Here is a 19,693-nt window from a genome sequence, read left to right on the forward strand (position 1 = left end):
GACGAGACCCCATGGCCACTCCCAGCGCTAGCTCTTATAACGCAGACGCCATCGAAGTCCTCTCGGGCCTCGACCCGGTGCGCAAACGCCCCGGCATGTACACCGACACCAGTCGGCCGAATCACCTCGCCCAGGAAGTCATCGACAACAGTGTCGACGAAGCCTTGGCCGGGCATGCCACATCGGTGCAGGTCATTCTTCACGCCGACCACTCTCTGGAGGTCAGCGATGACGGCCGAGGCATGCCGGTGGACATTCACCCCGAAGAGGGTGTCTCGGGCGTCGAGCTGATCCTTACCAAACTGCACGCGGGCGGCAAGTTCTCCAACAAGAACTACCAGTTCTCCGGCGGTTTGCACGGGGTGGGTATTTCGGTGGTCAACGCCCTGTCGACCCAGGTCCGGGTGCGCGTCAAACGCGATGGCAACGAGTACCAGATGACCTTCGCCGATGGCTACAAAGCCACCGACCTGGAAGTGGTCGGCACCGTTGGCAAGCGCAACACCGGGACCAGCGTGTACTTCGCGCCGGACCCGAAATACTTCGACTCTCCCAAATTCTCCATCAGCCGCCTCAAGCACGTACTCAAGGCCAAGGCCGTGTTGTGCCCGGGGTTGCTGGTCAGCTTTGAAGACAAGGCCACCGGCGAAAAAGTCGAATGGCATTACGAAGACGGTCTGCGTTCCTATCTGGTAGACGCGGTCAGCGAATTCGAACGTCTGCCCGACGAACCTTTCTGCGGCAGCCTGGCCGGTAATAAAGAAGCGGTCGACTGGGCACTGCTGTGGCTGCCTGAAGGTGGCGACAGTGTGCAGGAAAGCTACGTCAACCTGATCCCGACGGCCCAGGGCGGTACTCACGTCAACGGCCTGCGTCAGGGCTTGCTCGACGCAATGCGCGAATTCTGCGAATTCCGCAGCCTGCTGCCGCGTGGCGTGAAGCTGGCGCCGGAAGACGTCTGGGAACGCATCGCTTTCGTCCTGTCGATGAAAATGCAGGAGCCACAATTCTCCGGCCAGACCAAAGAGCGACTGTCGTCTCGCGAGGCGGCGGCGTTTGTTTCCGGCGTGGTCAAGGACGCTTTCAGCCTGTGGCTCAACGCGCATCCTGAGTTGGGCCTGCAACTGGCTGAGCTGGCGATCAACAACGCCGGCCGTCGTCTGAAGGCCAGTAAAAAGGTCGAGCGCAAACGCATCACCCAAGGGCCGGCCTTGCCGGGCAAACTCGCCGACTGCGCCGGGCAGGACCCGATGCGGTCCGAGCTGTTCCTGGTGGAAGGTGATTCCGCAGGCGGTTCGGCCAAGCAAGCGCGGGACAAAGAGTTTCAGGCGATCCTGCCATTGCGCGGGAAGATTCTGAACACCTGGGAAGTCGACGGCAGCGAAGTGCTGGCCAGCCAGGAAGTGCACAACATTGCCGTGGCTATTGGCGTCGATCCGGGCGCGGCGGACATGAGCCAGCTGCGTTACGGCAAGATCTGCATCCTCGCCGACGCCGACTCCGACGGTCTGCACATCGCCACCTTGCTGTGTGCCTTGTTCGTCCAGCATTTCCGCCCGTTGGTGGACGCCGGTCACGTCTACGTGGCGATGCCGCCGCTGTACCGTATCGACCTCGGCAAAGAAATTTACTACGCCCTCGATGAAGCTGAGCGCGATGGCATTCTCGATCGCCTGGTGGCCGAGAAGAAGCGCGGCAAGCCACAGGTCACCCGATTCAAAGGTCTGGGTGAAATGAACCCGCCGCAACTGCGCGAAACCACCATGGACCCGAACACTCGACGTCTGGTGCAACTGACGCTGGATGATTTCGAAGCCACGTCGGAAATGATGGACATGCTGCTGGCGAAAAAACGTGCCGGTGACCGTAAGTCCTGGCTGGAATCCAAAGGCAACCTGGCCGAGGTTCTGGCCTGATGCGGAGCGGTTTCGCCCTCGCGTTGCTGCTGTTGGCGTCTGCCGTTGCGGCAGAACCTGCGCCTGAACTGACGCTGGTGTCCGAGCACGCGGTGGACGGCATGCGCGGCGGTAACCTGTCGGGGCTGGCGCGGTGTGGTAAAGACCTGTGGACGGTGTCCGACCGCGACGATGACCAGATCTACCGGCTCGACACCAGCGAGCGCGTCTGGCAGGCCGAAACCGTGCGCATCGATGTGCCGCCGGTGCCTGACAGCGGGTTGCCCTGGGGGCTGAAATCGCGCACCTGGGCAGTCTCTTTCGTGCGCGGTGGAAGTCTGGATTTCGAAGGCATCACCTGCGACAAGGCCGGTAACCGCTACATCGTCAGTGAAGCCCATGCAGCGGTACTGCAAGTGCCATTACACGGGCCTGCCTCGTGGCTGAGAATTTCACCGATCATGGTCCGCGAGGCGCGAGCCAGTGGCATGTTGCTGCACTTCAATGCGCTGTTCGAAGGGCTGGCAATCAATCCGGAAGGTGATCGGTTATGGCTGGCGGCCGAGCGTGAGCGACGCGGATTGCTGCTGCTCAAACGTCAGCAGAGCGTCTGGGACTGTGACGGCAGCTGCGTGCTGTTGAGCGAGGCCGGCCTGGAAATGCAGCCGGCGCAGTTTCCCAAGGCCAAACCGGTGTCCAGGGACTTTGCGGACCTCGCACTGTTTAACGGCAAGCTCTTCACTCTGGAGCGCAACGCTTTTCAAATCTGTCGTCGCGATGCGCTGAGTGCCAAGGTCGAGCGTTGCTGGTCGTTCGCGGCTGAAGCCTTGCAGGAACATCGACGTTATTCTCAGCCTTACGGTCTGGCCGAAGCACTGGTGGTCGATGCCGATGGCGCCTGGATCGGCATTGACAACAACAACGGTGCCCGCGCGGACGGCGAAGCCCGGCCGATTGTCTGGCGCTTTGCCGCACCCCAAGGTGGCTGGAGCGCCAAGCCATGAGCGCCCTGAAACAACTTGAATTTACCCAGCGCGGCGGCACCTTGCTGCTGCGCCAGACAACGAAATGATGAGGCCCGCATGAGCGACTCCCTGGATCTCAGCCTGGACGGCGTAGAACGCCGCTCACTGGCCGACTTCACCGAAAATGCCTACCTCAACTACTCCATGTACGTGATCATGGACCGTGCTTTGCCGCACATCGGCGACGGCCTGAAGCCTGTACAGCGGCGTATTATCTACGCCATGAGCGAGTTGGGGCTGGACGCTGACTCCAAGCACAAGAAATCCGCGCGTACGGTCGGTGACGTGCTCGGCAAGTTCCACCCTCACGGCGACTCGGCGTGCTACGAAGCCATGGTGCTGATGGCTCAGCCGTTCAGCTACCGCTACACGCTGGTAGACGGCCAGGGTAACTGGGGTGCGCCGGATGACCCGAAATCCTTCGCTGCCATGCGTTACACCGAGGCGCGCCTGTCGCGTTATTCCGAAGTGCTGCTCAGCGAGCTGGGCCAGGGCACGGCGGATTGGGGCCCGAACTTCGACGGCACCCTCGACGAGCCGCTGGTATTGCCGGCACGTTTGCCGAACATTCTGCTCAACGGCACCACCGGCATTGCCGTGGGTATGGCCACTGACGTTCCGCCGCACAACCTGCGGGAAGTTGCCACGGCCTGCGTACGCTTGCTCGACGAGCCCAAAGCCACGGTCGAGCAGCTCTGTGAACACATCCAGGGCCCGGACTACCCGACCGAAGCGGAAATCATTACGCCGCGCGCCGACCTGCTGAAAATCTACGAAACCGGTCGTGGTTCGGTGCGCATGCGCGCCGTGTACCACATCGAAGACGGCGACATCATCGTCACCTCGCTGCCGCATCAGGTTTCCGGTGCCAAAGTGCTGGAACAAATTGCCGCGATGATGCAGGCCAAGCCGTCCAAGGCGCCGCAAGTCGCGGACCTGCGCGACGAGTCGGACCACGAGAACCCGTGCCGTATCGTGATCATTCCGGTCAACAGCCGGGTCGATCATGAGGCGTTGATGCAGCACCTGTTCGCCAGCACCGAGCTGGAGTCGAGCTACCGGGTCAACATCAACATCATTGGTCTGGACGGCAAGCCGCAGCTGAAGAATCTGCGAGCGTTGCTGGTGGAATGGCTGGAGTTCCGGGTTAATACCGTACGCCGCCGTCTGCAGTTCCGCCTGGACAAGGTCGAGCGTCGCCTGCACCTGTTGGACGGTTTGCTGATCGCTTACCTCAACCTGGATGAAGTGATTCACATCATCCGCACCGAGGAACATCCGAAGGCCAAGCTGATCGAGCGTTTCGCCCTGAGCGAAATCCAGGCCGACTACATTCTCGACACCCGCCTGCGTCAGTTGGCGCGACTTGAAGAAATGAAGTTGCGTGACGAGCAGGATGAACTGCTCAAGGAACAAGCCAAGCTGCAAGCCTTGCTGGGCAGCGAAACCAAGCTGAAGAAGCTGGTGCGCAGCGAGCTGATCAAGGACGCCGAAACCTATGGCGACGACCGTCGCTCGCCGATTGTCGAGCGTGCCGAAGCCCGCGCGCTGACCGAACACGATCTGCTGCCGAACGAAAAAGTCACCGTGGTGCTGTCCGAGAAAGGCTGGGTGCGCTCGGCCAAGGGCCACGACATCGACGCCACCGGGCTTTCCTACAAGGCCGGGGACGGTTTCAAGACTGCGGCTGCCGGTCGTTCCAACCAGTTTGCGGTGTTTATCGATTCCACCGGCCGCAGTTATTCGGTACCGGCGCACACGTTGCCATCGGCCCGTGGCCAGGGCGAACCGCTGACCGGCCGTTTGACGCCGCCGCCAGGGGCGACCTTCGAATGCGTATTGATGCCTGAAGACGATGGGCTGTACGTCATCGCTTCGGACGCCGGTTACGGTTTCGTGGTCAAGGGTGAAGACCTGCAAGCCAAGAACAAGGCCGGCAAGGCGCTGTTGAGCCTGCCGAACAACGCCAAGGTGATCCTGCCGCGTCCGGTGAGCGACCGCGAGCAGAACTGGTTGGCCTCGGTCACTACCGAAGGTCGCCTGCTGATCTTCAAAATCAGCGACCTGCCGCAGCTGGGCAAGGGCAAAGGCAACAAAATCATCGGCATCTCCGGCGAACGTGTAGCCAGTCGCGAAGAATATGTCACCGACATCGCGGTATTGCCGGAAGGCGCGACCCTGGTCTTGCAGGCCGGTAAACGCACGCTATCGCTCAAGGCCGACGACCTCGAACACTACAAGGGTGAGCGCGGACGCCGTGGTAACAAGCTGCCGCGGGGCTTTCAGCGTGTCGATGCACTATTGGTAGAAACTCTCAATTAAGCGGTCTAGAGCGCTCGATCTACGATTTAACCCGTAGATCGATGCTTTCGCGCTGGAGTCGGAAGCCATATTCACGGATGATATGGCCTTTCAAACGCTGACATGGTTCAGTGTTCTTCATATTGATTGAGTATTTTTCACTGTGACCGGCCACGTGGCCGTCACTTGGATGGGATGATGACTGTTCTGCGCCTTCCTCTAATTTTGTTGCTCGCAGGCTTTCTTGGCCTGGCGGGTTGCAGCGTTCACCAGCCGGTGTCGCTGTATCAGCTGGACAGCGGAAGTCCGGCTCAGCCTGCGCAAAGCGCGGGCATGGCTGTTTTGCTGGGCCCGGTATCGATCGCCGATTACCTGCAGCGTGAAACCCTGTTGCAGCGCCAGCCTGATGGCAGCCTGCAAGCGTCCACCGACGGTCGTTGGGCAGGCAGCCTGTCTTCGGACATCAATCAGCTTCTATTGCGTCAGGTGGCCGGCCATCTGGACAGCCAGCGCGTAGTACTGGCGCCGGCGACCCTGGGTTTCACCCCGGATGTACAGGTTTTGCTGTCGATCACTCGCCTGGATTCGGGTGAGTCGCAGCCGGCGATCCTCGATGCCCAGTGGCGCTTGATTGACCGTCGCGGCCAGGTGCGTGACAACCGCATTGTTCACCTGCAAGAGCAACATGCGAGTGGTACAGCTGCGCAGGTACAGGCCCAGGGTGTGTTGCTGCAACGCTTGGCCGAGCAACTGTCGGCCGCGCTCAAGCCGCTGGCCAATCAGCCACCGATTGTCGACGTACCGCGTAAACCTGCGCCCAAGGCTGTGGCGCCGGCAGGTCCGGAAAAACCGAAGATGCCGATGGCTTCACCGATTCGCACGGACATGGAAGTGTTCAGGTTCTAGGGTTGAATTGATTCAAGGCAGAGCCCGCATAGATGCGGGCTTTGTTGTTTCTGACGGTTGGAGCTCTCTAGCGCTGCTGATGGCCTCTTCGCGAGCAAGCCCGCTCCCACATGGATCCTCTGTGAACACACCATGTGTGAACACCCTCGGTCAAATGTGGGAGCGGGCTTGCTCGCGAAGGCGTTGGAGTAGGCAACAAAAAGCCCGCAGACGATCACTCATCTGCGGGCTTTTTGGTTCACTGGCCGGGTTCAGCTTTTGGCGCGTGTCTCATGCATGCGCGCCAGTTGTCGCTCCAGCATCGATGGATAAGGCTCCATCAACCGCTCAACGCAGCAAGCACCTTCCGGGCTGGCAATCGGGCGAATCCGTGCACGTTGGCGGATCAGCACGTCGTCGCTGATCTTGCGCTCTACCAGCAGCAGGTTGCGGCTGTGCTGGGACAGGGCGAGGGCGTCCTGAGCGGTTTCGGTCAGCAGCAGATCAATCTGGCTGAGGCCGAAGAGCTCATCGCCCAAGGTCAGGCCCAACTGCAATTGCAGGGTGATGCCGCTGTCGGCGACTTCGATCTGCAACTGATGGCCGAGCGCGCGCAGCAACTCACCGCAGCAAATAGCGTTGGTCAGGTAGTCGTCACCGCTGTCTTCACTGTGGAACAGCATCAGCGTGCTGCCGTCATTCAGGGTATGCAGTTCGCTTTGATACAGCGACGCGGCCTGGTCCAGGCAGTCGCGATAACGTTCCAGCAGTTCGGTCAGGCGCGCACGCGGCAGGCGGCGCAGTTGATCCTGAGCACCCAGTTGCACTGCCAATACCGCGCTGTGCTGTGGTTGCGCCGGGACCGCAGGCTTGGGTTGCGGCTTGGCAACCGGGGCGGCAGCGGTGTCGCGAAGGTCGGCAAACGGATCTTCTTCGTCCAGTTCGTCTTCTTCAGCGCTGATCTGGTGTCGTGGTGCCGCTTTCAGGCCCGCCACCGGAGCGCTCTCGTCGAAACTCGGGTCGCGCAGGTTACGTACTTCGAAGGTCGGCTCGGCCTCTTCGGTGTCGTCGTAATCGTCGAATTCAGGCTCCGGCACCGGTTCAGGTTCGACCCGTTCGGGTGCAAAACTGCTGTGCAGCTGGCGGGCGAGATCGCCGATCTCATCCTGGCGATCAGTCGCCGGGGTGTGTTCGTCAATGTCGCGCAGCCACACCCGCAATTGCAGCAGCGGCGTGGAGATGTGCCGACCCAGGCGCAGGCTCAAGGCCAGGGACAAGGCCAACAGGATAGCGCTGAGAATGCCCATGCTTTGCAGGCTGATGGTCATCGGCTGTTCGAATTGCGCCATGTCGAGGCTGATCCGCAGCTGCCCGGCGGTCACGTCCTGAAAGGTGATCTTGCTCTCGTACATGCCTTCGGCTTCGCCGAGCAAGCCATGCTTGGGACGCTGCCCGGCCTCGGCAAGAATCCGGTTGTCCACGCTATAAATAGCTGCGTGAGCCACCAACGGGTTCTTGGTCAGGTTATTCAGCAACACGTTGAGGCTGAGGATGTCGTTGGACACCAACAGTTCGGTCGCTGACATCGCCGTCTGGGTAGTCAGGCTCTGGCCGAGGGCATCCGCTTGCTCGTGCATGGCCTGTTTGAACTGCAGACCCATCACGCAGGCGTAGATCACCAGGGCCAATGCGACCAGGATCACGTTATGGCTGGCAATGCGCAATGCAATCGGGACACGGCGGTGGCGCAGTGCCCGGAAGATCAGCAGAAAGAAGTTATCGGTTTTGACTGGCGTAGGCCGGTTCACTGAGCTCGGCTCTTTTGTCCGTGAAGTTGAGGCGCAGTATAGCGACAGGCCCCAGACCGGCAAAGCTTTGGCTGTGCCCGATGGTCACTGAAAGTGGGTAGAATGCGGTTTTTTCCACTTGCGGGGGTGCGCCTTGCGCGAAATCGTCCTGATAAACATCACGGGAGTCGACCGTCCGGGTCTGACTGCGGCCATTACCGGTGTACTGGCCCAGGGTGGTGTGAACATTCTCGACATCGGTCAGGCGGTGATCCACGACACCTTGTCGTTCGGCATCCTGGTTGAAATTCCCGACACCGAACAGGGTTCGTCGGTGCTCAAGGACATCCTGTTCAAGGCCTACGAGCTGGGGCAACAGGTGCGTTTCACGCCGGTGTCCGAGGAGGATTACCAGCAGTGGGTCGGTGCTCAGGGCAAGAAGCGCCACATTGTGACCTTGCTGACCCGCAAAGTGACGGCCGAGCAGTTGCAGCGCGTGAGTTCGATCACCGCCAAGTACGGGCTGAACATCGATCATATCGACCGTTTGTCCGGGCGTATGCCGCTGGACACTCCAGCGGACAAGGGCAAGGGTTGCATCGAGTTCTCTGTGCGCGGTGAAGCGGCTGATCCGCAGGCCCTGCGTGCCGAATTCCTCAGCGTCGCGCAGGAACTGAACGTCGACATCGCTTTCCAGGAAGATTCGCTGTTCCGTCGCAACCGTCGTCTGGCGGTGTTCGACATGGACTCGACCCTGATCGAAGCCGAAGTCATCGACGAACTGGCCAAGGCGGCCGGGGTGGGCGAGAAGGTTTCGGAAATTACCGAGCGGGCGATGGCCGGTGAGCTGGATTTTCGCGCTAGCTTCAAGGAGCGCCTGGCCTTGCTCAAAGGGTTGGACGTCAGCGTGCTGGACTCGATCGGGGCTTCTCTGCGCCTGACCGAAGGTGCTGAAACCTTGTTCGCCGAACTCAAGCGTCTGGGCTACAAGACCGCCATTCTGTCGGGCGGCTTCACCTACTTCGCCAAGCAGCTGCAAGCCAAGCTGGGCATCGACTACGTGTTTGCCAACGAGCTGGAAGTGGTCGACGGTAAAGTGACCGGCGTGGCCGTCGAGCCAATCGTCGATGCACAGCGCAAAGCCGATTTGCTGCGTGAACTGGCGCACAAGGAAGGCTTGCGTCTGGAGCAGACTATTGCTGTCGGTGACGGTGCCAACGATTTACCGATGCTGGCGATTGCAGGTTTAGGTGTCGCGTTCCGTGCCAAGCCGCTGGTTAAACAGTCGGCCAAGCAGGCGATTTCGACCCTGGGTCTGGATGGCGTGCTTTATCTGCTGGGCTTCAGAGACCGCGACGGTCAGCTGTAACACCGGATGGCCTGAGTGAATGCAGGCCTTTGTGGGAGCGGGCTTGCTCGCGAAGGCGGTGTAACAGTCAGTATAGATACTGAATGTTATGACCTCTTCGCGAGCAAGCCCGCTCCCACATTAGTTGTCCGTACAGATCAGGCTTTTGGTGAGCCCATGCCTTGGCCCATCATCACTGGCGAACCAGCCGCCAGCTCTTCAGCCCACTTCACTTGATCCGGGCCAAACAGTACGACCGCCGTCGAACCCAACTTGAAGCGACCCAGCTCCGCACCTTTCTCCAGGTGAATCGGCGCACGGGCAGCTTCGTCGTAGCGGAAGGTTTTCAGTTCGCGCTTGGGTGGCGTCACCAGCCCGGCCCAGACGGTTTCGATCGAAGCAACGATCATCGCACCGACCAATACCACGGCCATTGGCCCGCGCTCGGTGTCGAAGATGCACGCGACGCGTTCGTTGCGGGCGAACAACTCCGGAACGTTTTCCGCGGTGGTCTGGTTGACCGAGAAGATCCGGCCCGGGATGTAGACCATTTCGCGCAGGGTGCCGGCCAGCGGCATGTGTACGCGATGGTAGTCTTTCGGCGACAGGTAAATAGTGGCGAAATCGCCGCCCATGAACGGCGCAGCGTTCGCCGCGTCGCCGCCGAGCAATTCCAGCACGCTGAAACTGTGGCCCTTGGCCTGGAACACGCGGCCGTGCTCGATCGGGCCGAGCTGGCTGACGGCGCCGTCGGCTGGGCTGAGGATCGCGCCAGGGGTCTGGTCCAGTGGGCGTGCGCCGTCTTTCAAGGCGCGGGTGAAGAACGCGTTGAAGTGTTCGTAAGCGGTCAGGTCTTCGACCAGTGCTTGCGACATGTCCACCTGATAGCGCTTGGCGAACCAGGCGGTGAAGGCATTCTTGAACCAGCGCACGCGGCATTCGGCAATGCAACCGGCCAGACGCGACAGCAGGTGATGGGGCAGCAGGTACTGACTGAGGATAAACAAACGCTTTTTCATTAACTGTCCTTAAGAACCTTGAATCTCAACAGGCGTGTCGGGGTGGTTGCCCCATTCGCCCCAGGAGCCGGCGTAGCCTTTGACTCGCGGATAACCGAGCGCCTTGGCCACCAGATAGGTGAAGCCAGAACGGTGGTGGGTCTGGCAGTGGGTAATCACTTCTTTGTCTTTACTGATCCCGAGCTGTTCGAGGATCTGCGGCATGTCGGTGCGGATGCGCAGGTTACGCGTCTTGTCCATGCCCGCGGTCCATTCGAAATTGACCGCGCCGGGAATGTGTCCGCCCTTGGCCGCGAGCACCTTTTCGCCGGAATACTCCAGCGGCCCGCGCGCGTCCCAGATTGCCAGATCGGTGGCGCCGAGACGGCTTTGCAGGTATTCGCGGGTGGCGGTGGGTTCGTCGTGCAGGGTCAGCGCGACCGGGCCGCCGACGGCCGCTGGAACCTCGGTCGAAACCGGCAAGCCTTCCGCCAGCCACGCCAGCAGGCCGCCGTCCACGTAGTGATATTTATTGTGGCCGATGACATCCAGCAGCCAGATGAAGCGTCCGGCCCAGCCACCACCTTCGTCGTCGTAGACCACGTAGACCGCGTCCGGGTTATGCCCCAGTTCGCCGAACAAGGCTTCAAGCGCAGCCAGTGGCGGCATCAGGCCCGGCGCAGGCGCATGACCCAATTGAGTACGTTTGGGGTCGACGAAGCGCGCGCCGGGAATATGGCCTTCGGCGTAGCGGGCGCTGCTGGTCAGGTCGACCAGAATCAGTTCGCGAGCGTCGAGACGAGCGAGCAGGTCGCTCGGTTCGATCACCAGCGACAAGCCAGAGAAGTCAGACATGTGAGGTCTCCAGAGCACAAAGGGGAGGATTGTAGCGCAACAGCTATTGGCCGCGGGTGGTAAAGCTGTTCAGGGCTTTTTCGATGCACTGTGCGGTTTTGCCAAAGGCTTGCACGGTGATTTCCGAAAAGGGACCGCCGCCCTGATCCGCCACGACCAGCATGATCACCCGGCCATTGTTGACCAGTGAGCGCAGCAGCAGGTGCTCGCCGCCGAACAGTGCACGCAGGCTGGCGGGCAGCAGGGCCGAAAATTGCGCGTTGTTGGCTGGGGTCAGACGCACCTGGGCCTGTTGGGAGAGCAAGCGTTGCAGCACGGTACTCTGGCTGACCGACAGGTTCAGTGTGGCCGCCTCTTTAGGCAGGCCATGAATCTGATGCACGCGCAGTTGAGTCTGGGTGCGGTCGGCCATCAACAGCATCACCCGGCGCATGCCGCAGGCCACCAGCGCGTCGCGGGCGGAGGTGGTCAGGTGCATGGCGTTGGTGAAGCGACTCGGCTCTACCAGCAGTTCTGCACATTGTTTGCGCCACTTGAGCAGATCCTCGGCGGTCGGTGCGGGCGCCGGGAGTTGGCCGCGATGAAGGCGCCGCTCGTCCCACGGCCAGAGCAATGCCCCGGCCGGATGCCAGAGGTCCGGCATTGCGTGGTTGCGGGCGCTGAGCGCGGCCTGCTGGTGCAATTGCTGCTGAACCTCATCCATCGGTATTTGCAGGTAGAGGCTGGTCAGTAACTGCCAGCGCAGGCAGTGAGGGCTGCTCCAGGCTTGCTGTGCCGATAACGCCAGACCGTTGGCCAGCAACACCGTGTTGGCCGGTTGGTTGAGCCAGCGGCGCAGGGTCGGGTCGTCATCGAGACGGTTTTGCTGGCGCAACGGGTGATCGGCGTCGCGGGCGATGCGCAGGACTTTCGCCAGTTCGCGTTGTTCATCCAGTAACAGTCGATAGCCTTGCCCTACCCAGATCGGCAAGCGCCAGATTTCCACCAGTGCCTGGCCGAGTTCCAGCAGGCGCACGCCGAACAACTCTTTTTCAACCTTGTTCGCCGGCTCACCTTTGTGCAGAACCCGCAGCTCCCAGTCTTCGAGCAACTGCGGGAAGGTCAGTGCGAGTGACCAGAAGGGCGAGAGGAACAGCAGGCTACCCCAATGGATGTCCTGCCAGAGCCGTGCCAGGCGGCTGGCAAAAAAACCGTTGGCCTGTTGGGTCGCGTGCTGGCTGATCAATTGCAGCTGGCGCAGAGCCGGCGGGATTTCGTTCTGGGGCAGGGCGGGCAGGCGCGCGAGCAGTTCTTCGGTGCGTTTGAGGCCCAAACGATTGATGGCCACCTCAAGGTTCTCGCTGGGCTCGCTCATGCTGCCGTGAGTGTGGCGATTGGCTTCGCGGATGACGCTGAGGGCCAGGGCCGGGCTGCCCTGCATCAATTCGGCGATATCGCGCAACGAGCTGCGATTGTCGGCGATAGCCTTGCAGACGAGGTCATGGCTGGCTTGCGGCACAGGCAAAATCACTCTATCGAGCAGCTTGACCCAGCCTTCGAGCGTGGTCGGTTTAGCAGTTGGAACGGTCGTTTCATTAGCCATGGTTGGGCGCGATCATCGTCTGCATTAAACACGCCCGGAGCGGGCCAAATTGGCTTTTCGCCTTAACTGGCTATAGTCTGGCGCAGTTTTGCCGATAAGTAGAAGAAGAGATTTTTTAACTTCCGAATATGACCTTGAACCCGACTCAGTAAGTACCTTCCTACCTATGGCTAAAATTATCGGCATCATCGTCGTATTCGCGAGCGTGCTCGGCGGATACGTGCTTTCCCACGGCAAGATTGCCGCCCTGATTCAGCCATTCGAGGTGATGATCATTGGCGGTGCGGCGCTGGGTGCGTTCCTTCAGGCCAACCCCGGTCACATGACGATGCACGTGCTCAAGAAGTCCTTGGGCATGTTCAGTTCGCGTTTCAATCACACCTTCTACCTGGAGGTGCTGGGCCTGATCTACGAGATCCTCAACAAGAGCCGTCGCGAAGGCATGATGGCGATTGAAGGGGATATCGAAGACGCTGCTGCCAGCCCGATTTTTGCCAAGTACCCGGCGGTCCTCAAGGACGAACGCATGACCGCGTTCATCTGCGATTACTTGCGCATCATGTCCTCCGGCAACATGGCTCCGCATGAGCTTGAAGGCCTGTTCGATATGGAGTTGTACAGCCTCAAGGAAGACCTGGAGCACCCGTCCCACGCGGTCAACGGTATCGCCGATGCCATGCCCGGTTTTGGTATCGTCGCGGCGGTACTGGGTATCGTGGTGACCATGGCCTCGCTGGGTGAGGGCGATCAGAAGTCCATCGGCCTGCACGTTGGTGCCGCTCTGGTCGGTACCTTCTTCGGTATTCTTGCGGCCTACGGTTTCTTCGGCCCGCTGGCGCACTCCCTGGCTCACGATGCCAAGGAAGAGCTGAACATCTACGAGGCCATCAAGGCTTCGTTGGTGGCTTCGGCTTCCGGCATGCCGCCATCGCTGGCCGTGGAATTCGGACGCAAGGTTCTGTACCCGGCGCACCGTCCTAGCTTCGCTGAGCTGGAACAAGCGGTTCGCGGTCGCTAAGTCATGGAAAATAATCAGCCGATAATCATCAAGCGCGTCAAGCGCATTGCTGGCGGGCATCACGGGGGTGCGTGGAAAATCGCCTTCGCTGACTTTGCGACGGCGATGATGGCGTTCTTCCTGGTGTTGTGGCTGTTATCCACCGCCACACCAGAGCAGAAGATCGCCATTGCCGGTTACTTCAAGGACCCGATCGGCTTCTCGGAAAGCGGCACGCCGTACATCATTGATCTCGGCGGCTCTCCAGAGCTGGCGCCGGACAAGACGATCAATCCCGAGGTCAAGTCCCAGCCGCAACCGGACAAGGTCACCGTCGATACAGACCAGGTCGAAAAAATGGCCGAGGAAGTCGAGAAGGAACGCCTTGAACTGTTGCTGCAAGAATTGCAGAACAAGGTCGAAGAGAACCCGCAGCTGCAGAAGTTCAAAGACCAGATTCTTTTCGAAATCACCCCGGACGGCTTGCGCATCCAGATCATCGATTCCGAAAAGCGGCCGATGTTCGACTCTGGCAGCGCGCGCTTGAAGCCGTACTTCGAAGACATTCTGCTGGCCATGGCTGACACCATCAAAGCGGTACCGAACAAGATCAGCATCGGCGGCCACACCGACGCCAAGCCTTATGCGGGCACCGGCGATTTCGGCAACTGGGAGCTTTCGGCCAACCGTGCCAACGCCGCTCGCCGTGCGCTGGTCGCGGGCAGCTATCCGGAACAGCAAGTGGCGCGGGTGGTGGGTTACGCTTCGTCGACGTTGTTCGATCGCAAAAATCCGTTCAACCCGGTCAACCGCCGTATCGACATCGTCGTGCTGACCAAGAAGGCCCAGCGTGCCATCGAGGGTGAACAAGGGGCCGAGCCTGCGCCGACACCGGGGCAGGGCGCTCCGGGTGAAGTGCCTGCCGTACCCGCCGATCCGAACGCGTTGCCGGCGGACAAGGAACCGCTGCCGGCGCATGAGCTTCGGGAGCGTTTGAACCTGTTCGATAACCCGGCACCGAAAGCAGGTGACCCGGCCAAACCGGCTGAGGCACCCAAGCAGTGACCCAATAAAAAGCCGCGATAATCGCGGCTTTTTATTATCTGTCGGTGCACCGGCGTCCAGCAGCCCCGTCAGTATCAGGGCTGCTGGACGGTCTGTTTAATAGCTGGTTTCGGGCAGGCTGGCGATGATCGAGCGGTAGCTGTTCATGCGCTGCTGTTGCACGCGGCCATCTTCCAGTGCCTTGAGCAGGGCACAACCGGGTTCACGGTCGTGCTTGCAGTCACGGAAGCGGCAGGTGCCGATCAAGTCGTTGAACTCGATGAAACCGGCCTCGACGTCGGCACGGCTGACGTGGCCCAGGCCGAATTCCCGAATACCCGGGGAGTCGATCAGCTCACCGCCGCCGGGGAAGTGGAACAGTCGCGCGGTAGTGGTGGTGTGGGTGCCCTGGCCGGACAGCTCGGACAACGGGCCGACACGGGTTTCGACTTCCGGCAACAGGCTGTTGACCAGCGAGGACTTGCCGACGCCGGACTGACCGACGAACACACTGATGCGCCCGTCCAGTTGCTCCTGCAACAGCTCCATGCCGTTGCCGTGATGGGCCGAGACTTCCAGCACCGGGTAACCCAGTGTGCGGTAAACCGCCAGCAAGGCATTTAGCGCCGGTGCATTCTGCTCATCGATCAGGTCGAACTTGTTGAGCAGCAGCAACGGGCGAATGCCGGCGTGTTCGGCGGCAACCAGGTAACGGTCGATCAGGTTGGCGTGAGGCTCGGGCAGCGGGGCGAAGACGATCACGATCATGTCGACGTTGGCCGCTACCGGCTTGAGCTGGCCGCGACTGTCGGGGCGGCACAGTTCGGTGTTGCGCGGCAGTTGCGCGACGATCACGCCGATGCCCTGGTTACCGGCGCGCCAGACTACCTGGTCGCCGGTCACCAGCGCAGGCAGGTTGGCTCGCAAGTGGCAGCGGAACACCTGGCCGGCGAGTTCGCCGTCGCGGGCTTCGACCTCGACCTGCACGCCGAAGTGAGCGATCACCAGGCCTGTTTGCTCGGGGCCAAGATCACCACCCTCCAGCGCTTCTACGGCGGAGGATTCGCGTTTGGCGGCGCGGGCAGCGCGCTCGCCTTGAATCTTTTCGATGCGCCAGTTTTGACGACGATTGAGTTGGCGTTTGGCCATGGGTGTTCCGTGTCGATAATGCAGCGATTAGGTAAAACGGCCGCGAGTTTAGCACGCCCCGAGAGTCCTCTAGGCTAAACTGCGTTCCTACGCCGAGGAGCCGACACATGCAAAACCCGCAGAATCTGATCTGGATCGATCTGGAAATGACCGGTCTGAACCCTGACACCGACGTCATCATCGAGATGGCCACCATTGTCACCGACAGCAATCTCAACACCTTGGCTGAAGGCCCGGTGATCGCCATTCACCACAGCGACGAGATCCTGGCGGGCATGGACGAGTGGAACACCCGTCAACACGGTGGCTCTGGCCTGACCCAACGGGTACGCGACAGCCGCATCAGTATGGCTGAAGCGGAAGCCGAGACCATCGCTTTCCTGGAGAAGTGGGTACCGAAGGGTAAGTCGCCGATCTGCGGCAACAGCATTTGCCAGGATCGTCGCTTCCTCTATACGCACATGAAGTCGCTGGAAAGCTACTTCCATTACCGCAATCTCGACGTCTCGACCTTGAAGGAACTGGCCGCGCGCTGGGCTCCGGACGTACGCGACAGCTTCAAGAAGGGCAGCACCCACCTGGCGCTGGATGACATTCGCGAATCGATCGCCGAGCTGCAGCATTACCGCACGCATTTCATCAAGTTCTAAGGATGCACGCACCCGTCGTAGGAGCTGCCGAAGGCTGCGATCTTTAGACGTTGATTTTTCAAGATCAAAAGATCGCAGCCTGCGGCAGCTCCTACGAAGCTCAGTGCCCTCTTCTGGTGCCGATCCGAAATGGCTAGACTGCGCGCCTTCTCGTAAGGACCGCCGCCATGTTGTTGATGCTCTACCTGATTGCCATTACCGCTGAAGCCATGACCGGCGCGTTGTCTGCCGGTCGACGTGGCATGGACTGGTTTGGCGTGGTGCTGATCGCCTGCGTGACGGCCTTGGGTGGTGGCTCGGTGCGTGACGTGCTGCTCGGACACTACCCGCTGACCTGGGTCAAACACCCGGAATACCTGGTGCTGACCTCAGTCGCGGCAATGTTCACCGTCTTTACTGCACGCTGGATGCGCCATCTGCGCTCGCTGTTCCTGGTGCTCGACGCCGTGGGGTTGGTGGCGTTTACCCTGATCGGCTGCATGACCGCGCTGGAAATGGGCCACGGCATGCTGGTGGCGTCGGTCAGCGGGGTGATCACCGGGGTGTTCGGCGGCATCTTGCGCGACATTTTCTGCAACGACATCCCGCTGATCTTCCGTCGCGAGCTCTACGCCAGCGTCTCGTTCGCGGCTGCGTGGTGCTACATGCTCTGCCTTTATCTGCAATTACCCGGCGAGCAGGCGATCCTGATCACCTTGTTTGGCGGCTTCCTGTTGCGCTTGTTGGCGATTCGTTTCCACTGGGAAATGCCCAAGTTCGTTTACAACGACGAACATTGAGGTGAGTCGGGCGGGTGTGCTGAGGGTTTGAGGCTCGTAACATTGTGTCGATCAGTTAGCCTGGCCTGTTCTACCTGAATGGGGTAAAAAAGTTGATAAATGGGGTATTTAAAACTTTAAATACCCCATTTGTGGCGAGTATTACCCCATTTAAGGCGGGACGCATAATGCAATCACTTACTCCGGATTTCCTGTCAGCGCTACGTTACAACGGACTGCAAATAGCAACCTTGCGTGCCTTGGGTGAATACCGTGGCAAGCAGCAGCTATTCGTCGCGCAATCTCCAGAAATTCTTCGCGATCTAAAGCAACTGGCAGTCATCGAGTCCGCCGAGTCGTCGAACCGTTTGGAGGGTGTCGTGGTAGCGCCGGGGCGGTTGAAATCGCTCATTATCAAAAATGCCGAGCCCAAGAGTCGTTCTGAGCAAGAAGTTGCCGGATATCGTGATGCTCTGTCCTTGATTCACGAAGCCGCAGAAGGTATGCCGTTCTCCGAGGGTGTTATCCGGCAGTTACACGACATGCTTTATCGCTATATGCCGCAGGATGGTGGGGACTGGAAGGGGACGAATAACGACATCATCGAGCGCCATGCCGATGGCAGCTCTCGTATTCGCTTTCAACCGGTCGCTGCACATCTGACGCCGATTGCGATGACCGATTTGGTCTCGCGTTATCGCTCAGCCATAGATCAGAATCTGGCTGATCCGCTGGTTTTGGTTCCGTTGAGTGTGCTCGACTTTCTTTGCATTCATCCATTCTCCGATGGAAATGGTCGCGTAGCTCGATTGCTTACATTGCTGCTGCTCCATCAGTTTGATTATTGCGTAGGTCGTTTCATCAGTCTTGAGCGCATTTTTGAGAGTTCAAAGGAAAGTTACTACGAAACATTGGAGGTCAGTTCTCAGGGTTGGCATAAAGGCCAGCATGACGTCCAACCGTGGCTCGACTATTTCTGGGGGGCGCTTCTTCGTGCCTATAAGGAATTTGAAGAGCGTGTCGGCACGATCGATAAGCGCCATGGAAGTAAAAGCGATCGAGTCCGAGCCCAAGCACTGAAGCGCACACTGGCCTTTTCAATTTCAGAGATTGAAGAAGCCTGCCCTAGTGTGAGTCGGGACACTGTGCGTTTGGTTTTGCGTTCAATGAAAGCTGAAGGGCTGATTGAGTCAACGGGGAAGGGGCGTAATGCCAAATGGAAAAGAGCAATTGATTCGAATGGGCAAAGCTGACTTGGACGTGCTCCGCCCCTAAGGGTAATTCATTACGGCTTCAGGTGTTTTTAGCACGCTCTTTATGTTGTTTGAGCGCCCACGCCACGTGTTCGCGCACCAGCTCTGACGGATAATCCGCACGCGCCTTCAAGGCTTCCAGCACGGGAATGCTTGACGGCGCATTGCCCAAGCCCACGGCCAGGTTACGCAGCCAGCGCTCATAACCGGCTCGGCGCAACGGCGAACCTTCGGTGCTGCTGAGGAATTTCTCTTCATCCCACATGAACAGCTCGGCCAACTCGGCGTTGTCCAGGTTGTGTCGCGGCTTGAAGTCGCTTTCGCCAGACGGGCGGGCGAAGCGGTTCCACGGGCAAACGATCTGGCAATCATCGCAACCGAACACCCGATTGCCGATCAACGGCCGCAAGTCTTCGGGGATCGCACTTTTCAGCTCGATGGTCAGGTACGAAATGCAGCGGCGAGCGTCCAGCACATAAGGGCCGACGAAAGCCTTGGTCGGGCAAATATCCAGGCACGCCGTGCAGCGCCCGCAATGTTCGGTGCTGTGGGGTGGGTCCACCGGCAGCGGCAGGTCGACGAACAGTTCGCTCAAAAAGAAGTAACTGCCGGCCTTGCGATTCAGCACCAGGGTGTTTTTGCCGATCCAGCCGAGGCCTGCCTGTTCGGCGATGGCTTTTTCCAGCACCGGGGCGCTGTCGACGAAAGCCCTGTAGCCGAAGGGGCCGATGACCTGCTGAATCTTCTCTGCCAGTTGCTGCACGCGTTTGCGGATCAGCTTGTGGTAGTCGCGGCCCAGGGCGTAGCGCGAGACATAGGCTTTTTCCGGTTGGCCCAGGCGTTTGGCCATTTCAGTGTCGCCCGGCAGGTAGTCCATGCGCAGCGAAACCACCCGCAGCGTGCCCGGCACCAGTTCTTCCGGGTGTGAGCGTTTGCTGCCGTGGGCACCCATGTACTCCATTTCGCCGTGGTAGCCGGCTTCGAGCCAGCGCTCCAGGTGTTGTTCATGCTCAGCAAGGTCCAGACCACTGATGCCAACTTGTTGAAAGCCCAACTCGCGGCCCCAGTCCTTGATCGATTGGGCGAGAGCGGGAAGGTCTGTGGTAATTGCAGGCATGAGACAGGAGAAACCGGAGCTGAGGTGCGTATAATTCTGCCAGACATCG

16 protein-coding genes and 1 pseudogene are annotated in these 19,693 nt (G+C 60.0%); 11 read left to right on the forward strand and 6 right to left on the reverse strand.

What is annotated here, in order from left to right:
• Window positions 1-11 precede the first annotated feature (11 nt).
• From parE to ACIPIN_RS18745, 5 genes and pseudogenes are all read left to right on the forward strand, one after another.
• Complete coding sequence (parE, locus tag ACIPIN_RS18725) at window positions 12-1,916, forward strand: DNA topoisomerase IV subunit B (protein ID WP_401120836.1); 1,905 nt, start codon at window positions 12-14, stop codon at window positions 1,914-1,916.
• Window positions 1,916-2,899, forward strand: coding sequence for an esterase-like activity of phytase family protein (locus ACIPIN_RS18730; RefSeq protein ID WP_401120837.1), 984 nt, complete (start codon window positions 1,916-1,918; stop codon window positions 2,897-2,899). Before parE ends, ACIPIN_RS18730 begins: the two co-directional genes overlap by 1 nt.
• Window positions 2,896-2,967 (forward strand): annotated as a pseudogene (locus ACIPIN_RS18735) (TIGR02281 family clan AA aspartic protease); the annotation flags it as partial. The gene ACIPIN_RS18730 and the pseudogene ACIPIN_RS18735, both read left to right, overlap by 4 nt.
• A gap of 10 nt (window positions 2,968-2,977) precedes the next feature.
• The gene (gene parC, locus ACIPIN_RS18740) at window positions 2,978-5,242 is read left to right on the forward strand and encodes a DNA topoisomerase IV subunit A (RefSeq protein ID WP_401120839.1); all 2,265 of its coding nucleotides are present in this window, start codon (window positions 2,978-2,980) and stop codon (window positions 5,240-5,242) included.
• A gap of 177 nt (window positions 5,243-5,419) precedes the next feature.
• The gene (locus tag ACIPIN_RS18745) at window positions 5,420-6,127 is read left to right on the forward strand and encodes a membrane integrity-associated transporter subunit PqiC (RefSeq protein ID WP_401120840.1); all 708 of its coding nucleotides are present in this window, start codon (window positions 5,420-5,422) and stop codon (window positions 6,125-6,127) included.
• 251 nt (window positions 6,128-6,378) lie between these two features.
• Here ACIPIN_RS18745 and ACIPIN_RS18750 read toward each other — a convergent pair whose 3' ends face one another.
• Entirely contained in the window at window positions 6,379-7,914 is a 1,536-nt protein-coding gene (locus ACIPIN_RS18750; RefSeq protein ID WP_401120842.1) for an AhpA/YtjB family protein, read from the reverse strand.
• A gap of 133 nt (window positions 7,915-8,047) precedes the next feature.
• Between ACIPIN_RS18750 and serB the strand changes: the two genes are divergently transcribed.
• On the forward strand, window positions 8,048-9,262 hold the full coding sequence (gene serB / locus ACIPIN_RS18755) for a phosphoserine phosphatase SerB (RefSeq protein ID WP_019691491.1): 1,215 nt from the start codon (window positions 8,048-8,050) through the stop codon (window positions 9,260-9,262).
• A 137-nt stretch (window positions 9,263-9,399) separates the two neighbouring features.
• On the opposite strand, the gene asd is transcribed toward serB, so the two are convergent.
• From asd to ACIPIN_RS18770, 3 genes are read right to left on the reverse strand one after another with little or no spacing between them, the layout of a single operon-like run.
• On the reverse strand, window positions 9,400-10,260 hold the full coding sequence (asd, locus tag ACIPIN_RS18760) for an archaetidylserine decarboxylase (protein WP_123423801.1): 861 nt from the start codon (window positions 10,258-10,260) through the stop codon (window positions 9,400-9,402).
• Window positions 10,261-10,269: 9 nt separating this feature from the next.
• The gene (locus ACIPIN_RS18765; RefSeq protein ID WP_401120843.1) at window positions 10,270-11,094 is read right to left on the reverse strand and encodes a rhodanese-like domain-containing protein; all 825 of its coding nucleotides are present in this window, start codon (window positions 11,092-11,094) and stop codon (window positions 10,270-10,272) included.
• A gap of 43 nt (window positions 11,095-11,137) precedes the next feature.
• The gene (locus tag ACIPIN_RS18770; RefSeq protein WP_401120845.1) at window positions 11,138-12,676 is read right to left on the reverse strand and encodes an HDOD domain-containing protein; all 1,539 of its coding nucleotides are present in this window, start codon (window positions 12,674-12,676) and stop codon (window positions 11,138-11,140) included.
• Between the two features lie 166 nt (window positions 12,677-12,842).
• Between ACIPIN_RS18770 and motA the strand changes: the two genes are divergently transcribed.
• A complete protein-coding gene (gene motA, locus ACIPIN_RS18775) occupies window positions 12,843-13,694 on the forward strand; it encodes a flagellar motor stator protein MotA (protein ID WP_401120846.1) in 852 nt (283 codons plus the stop codon).
• A gap of 3 nt (window positions 13,695-13,697) precedes the next feature.
• Window positions 13,698-14,738: a flagellar motor protein MotB gene (motB, locus tag ACIPIN_RS18780; protein WP_401120848.1), complete on the forward strand. Its 1,041-nt coding sequence runs from the start codon at window positions 13,698-13,700 to the stop codon at window positions 14,736-14,738.
• Between the two features lie 96 nt (window positions 14,739-14,834).
• Here motB and rsgA read toward each other — a convergent pair whose 3' ends face one another.
• A complete protein-coding gene (gene rsgA / locus ACIPIN_RS18785; protein WP_401120850.1) occupies window positions 14,835-15,866 on the reverse strand; it encodes a small ribosomal subunit biogenesis GTPase RsgA in 1,032 nt (343 codons plus the stop codon).
• Between the two features lie 107 nt (window positions 15,867-15,973).
• Here rsgA and orn point away from each other — a divergent pair, with 107 nt between their 5' ends.
• The 3 genes from orn (at window position 15,974) to ACIPIN_RS18800 (ending at window position 18,527) form a co-directional block, all read left to right on the forward strand.
• Window positions 15,974-16,516 carry an oligoribonuclease gene (gene orn, locus ACIPIN_RS18790; RefSeq protein WP_123423793.1) on the forward strand — a complete coding sequence of 181 codons (543 nt, stop codon included), beginning with the start codon at window positions 15,974-15,976 and terminating at the stop codon, window positions 16,514-16,516.
• A 167-nt stretch (window positions 16,517-16,683) separates the two neighbouring features.
• Window positions 16,684-17,295 (forward strand): trimeric intracellular cation channel family protein, encoded by a 612-nt coding sequence (locus ACIPIN_RS18795; protein WP_401120852.1) that lies wholly within the window; start codon window positions 16,684-16,686, stop codon window positions 17,293-17,295.
• A gap of 167 nt (window positions 17,296-17,462) precedes the next feature.
• Window positions 17,463-18,527 carry a Fic family protein gene (locus tag ACIPIN_RS18800; RefSeq protein ID WP_401120854.1) on the forward strand — a complete coding sequence of 355 codons (1,065 nt, stop codon included), beginning with the start codon at window positions 17,463-17,465 and terminating at the stop codon, window positions 18,525-18,527.
• 40 nt (window positions 18,528-18,567) lie between these two features.
• Here ACIPIN_RS18800 and queG read toward each other — a convergent pair whose 3' ends face one another.
• Window positions 18,568-19,644 (reverse strand): tRNA epoxyqueuosine(34) reductase QueG, encoded by a 1,077-nt coding sequence (gene queG, locus ACIPIN_RS18805; RefSeq protein WP_401120856.1) that lies wholly within the window; start codon window positions 19,642-19,644, stop codon window positions 18,568-18,570.
• Window positions 19,645-19,693 lie beyond the last annotated feature (49 nt).

Source organism: Pseudomonas sp. NPDC087697 (assembly GCF_044743155.1).
Classification (GTDB): Bacteria; Pseudomonadota; Gammaproteobacteria; order Pseudomonadales; family Pseudomonadaceae; genus Aquipseudomonas.

Coding starts and splice junctions, on each gene's coding strand:
- asd (WP_123423801.1), bottom strand. CDS start 10,260: ATGAAAAAGCGTTTGTTTATCCTCAGTCAGTACCTGCTGCCCCATCAC.
- motA (WP_401120846.1), top strand. CDS start 12,843: ATGGCTAAAATTATCGGCATCATCGTCGTATTCGCGAGCGTGCTCGGC.
- rsgA (WP_401120850.1), bottom strand. CDS start 15,866: ATGGCCAAACGCCAACTCAATCGTCGTCAAAACTGGCGCATCGAAAAG.
- motB (WP_401120848.1), top strand. CDS start 13,698: ATGGAAAATAATCAGCCGATAATCATCAAGCGCGTCAAGCGCATTGCT.
- ACIPIN_RS18745 (WP_401120840.1), top strand. CDS start 5,420: ATGACTGTTCTGCGCCTTCCTCTAATTTTGTTGCTCGCAGGCTTTCTT.
- parE (WP_401120836.1), top strand. CDS start 12: ATGGCCACTCCCAGCGCTAGCTCTTATAACGCAGACGCCATCGAAGTC.
- ACIPIN_RS18795 (WP_401120852.1), top strand. CDS start 16,684: ATGTTGTTGATGCTCTACCTGATTGCCATTACCGCTGAAGCCATGACC.
- ACIPIN_RS18730 (WP_401120837.1), top strand. CDS start 1,916: ATGCGGAGCGGTTTCGCCCTCGCGTTGCTGCTGTTGGCGTCTGCCGTT.
- ACIPIN_RS18765 (WP_401120843.1), bottom strand. CDS start 11,094: ATGTCTGACTTCTCTGGCTTGTCGCTGGTGATCGAACCGAGCGACCTG.
- parC (WP_401120839.1), top strand. CDS start 2,978: ATGAGCGACTCCCTGGATCTCAGCCTGGACGGCGTAGAACGCCGCTCA.
- orn (WP_123423793.1), top strand. CDS start 15,974: ATGCAAAACCCGCAGAATCTGATCTGGATCGATCTGGAAATGACCGGT.
- queG (WP_401120856.1), bottom strand. CDS start 19,644: ATGCCTGCAATTACCACAGACCTTCCCGCTCTCGCCCAATCGATCAAG.
- ACIPIN_RS18800 (WP_401120854.1), top strand. CDS start 17,463: ATGCAATCACTTACTCCGGATTTCCTGTCAGCGCTACGTTACAACGGA.
- ACIPIN_RS18770 (WP_401120845.1), bottom strand. CDS start 12,676: ATGGCTAATGAAACGACCGTTCCAACTGCTAAACCGACCACGCTCGAA.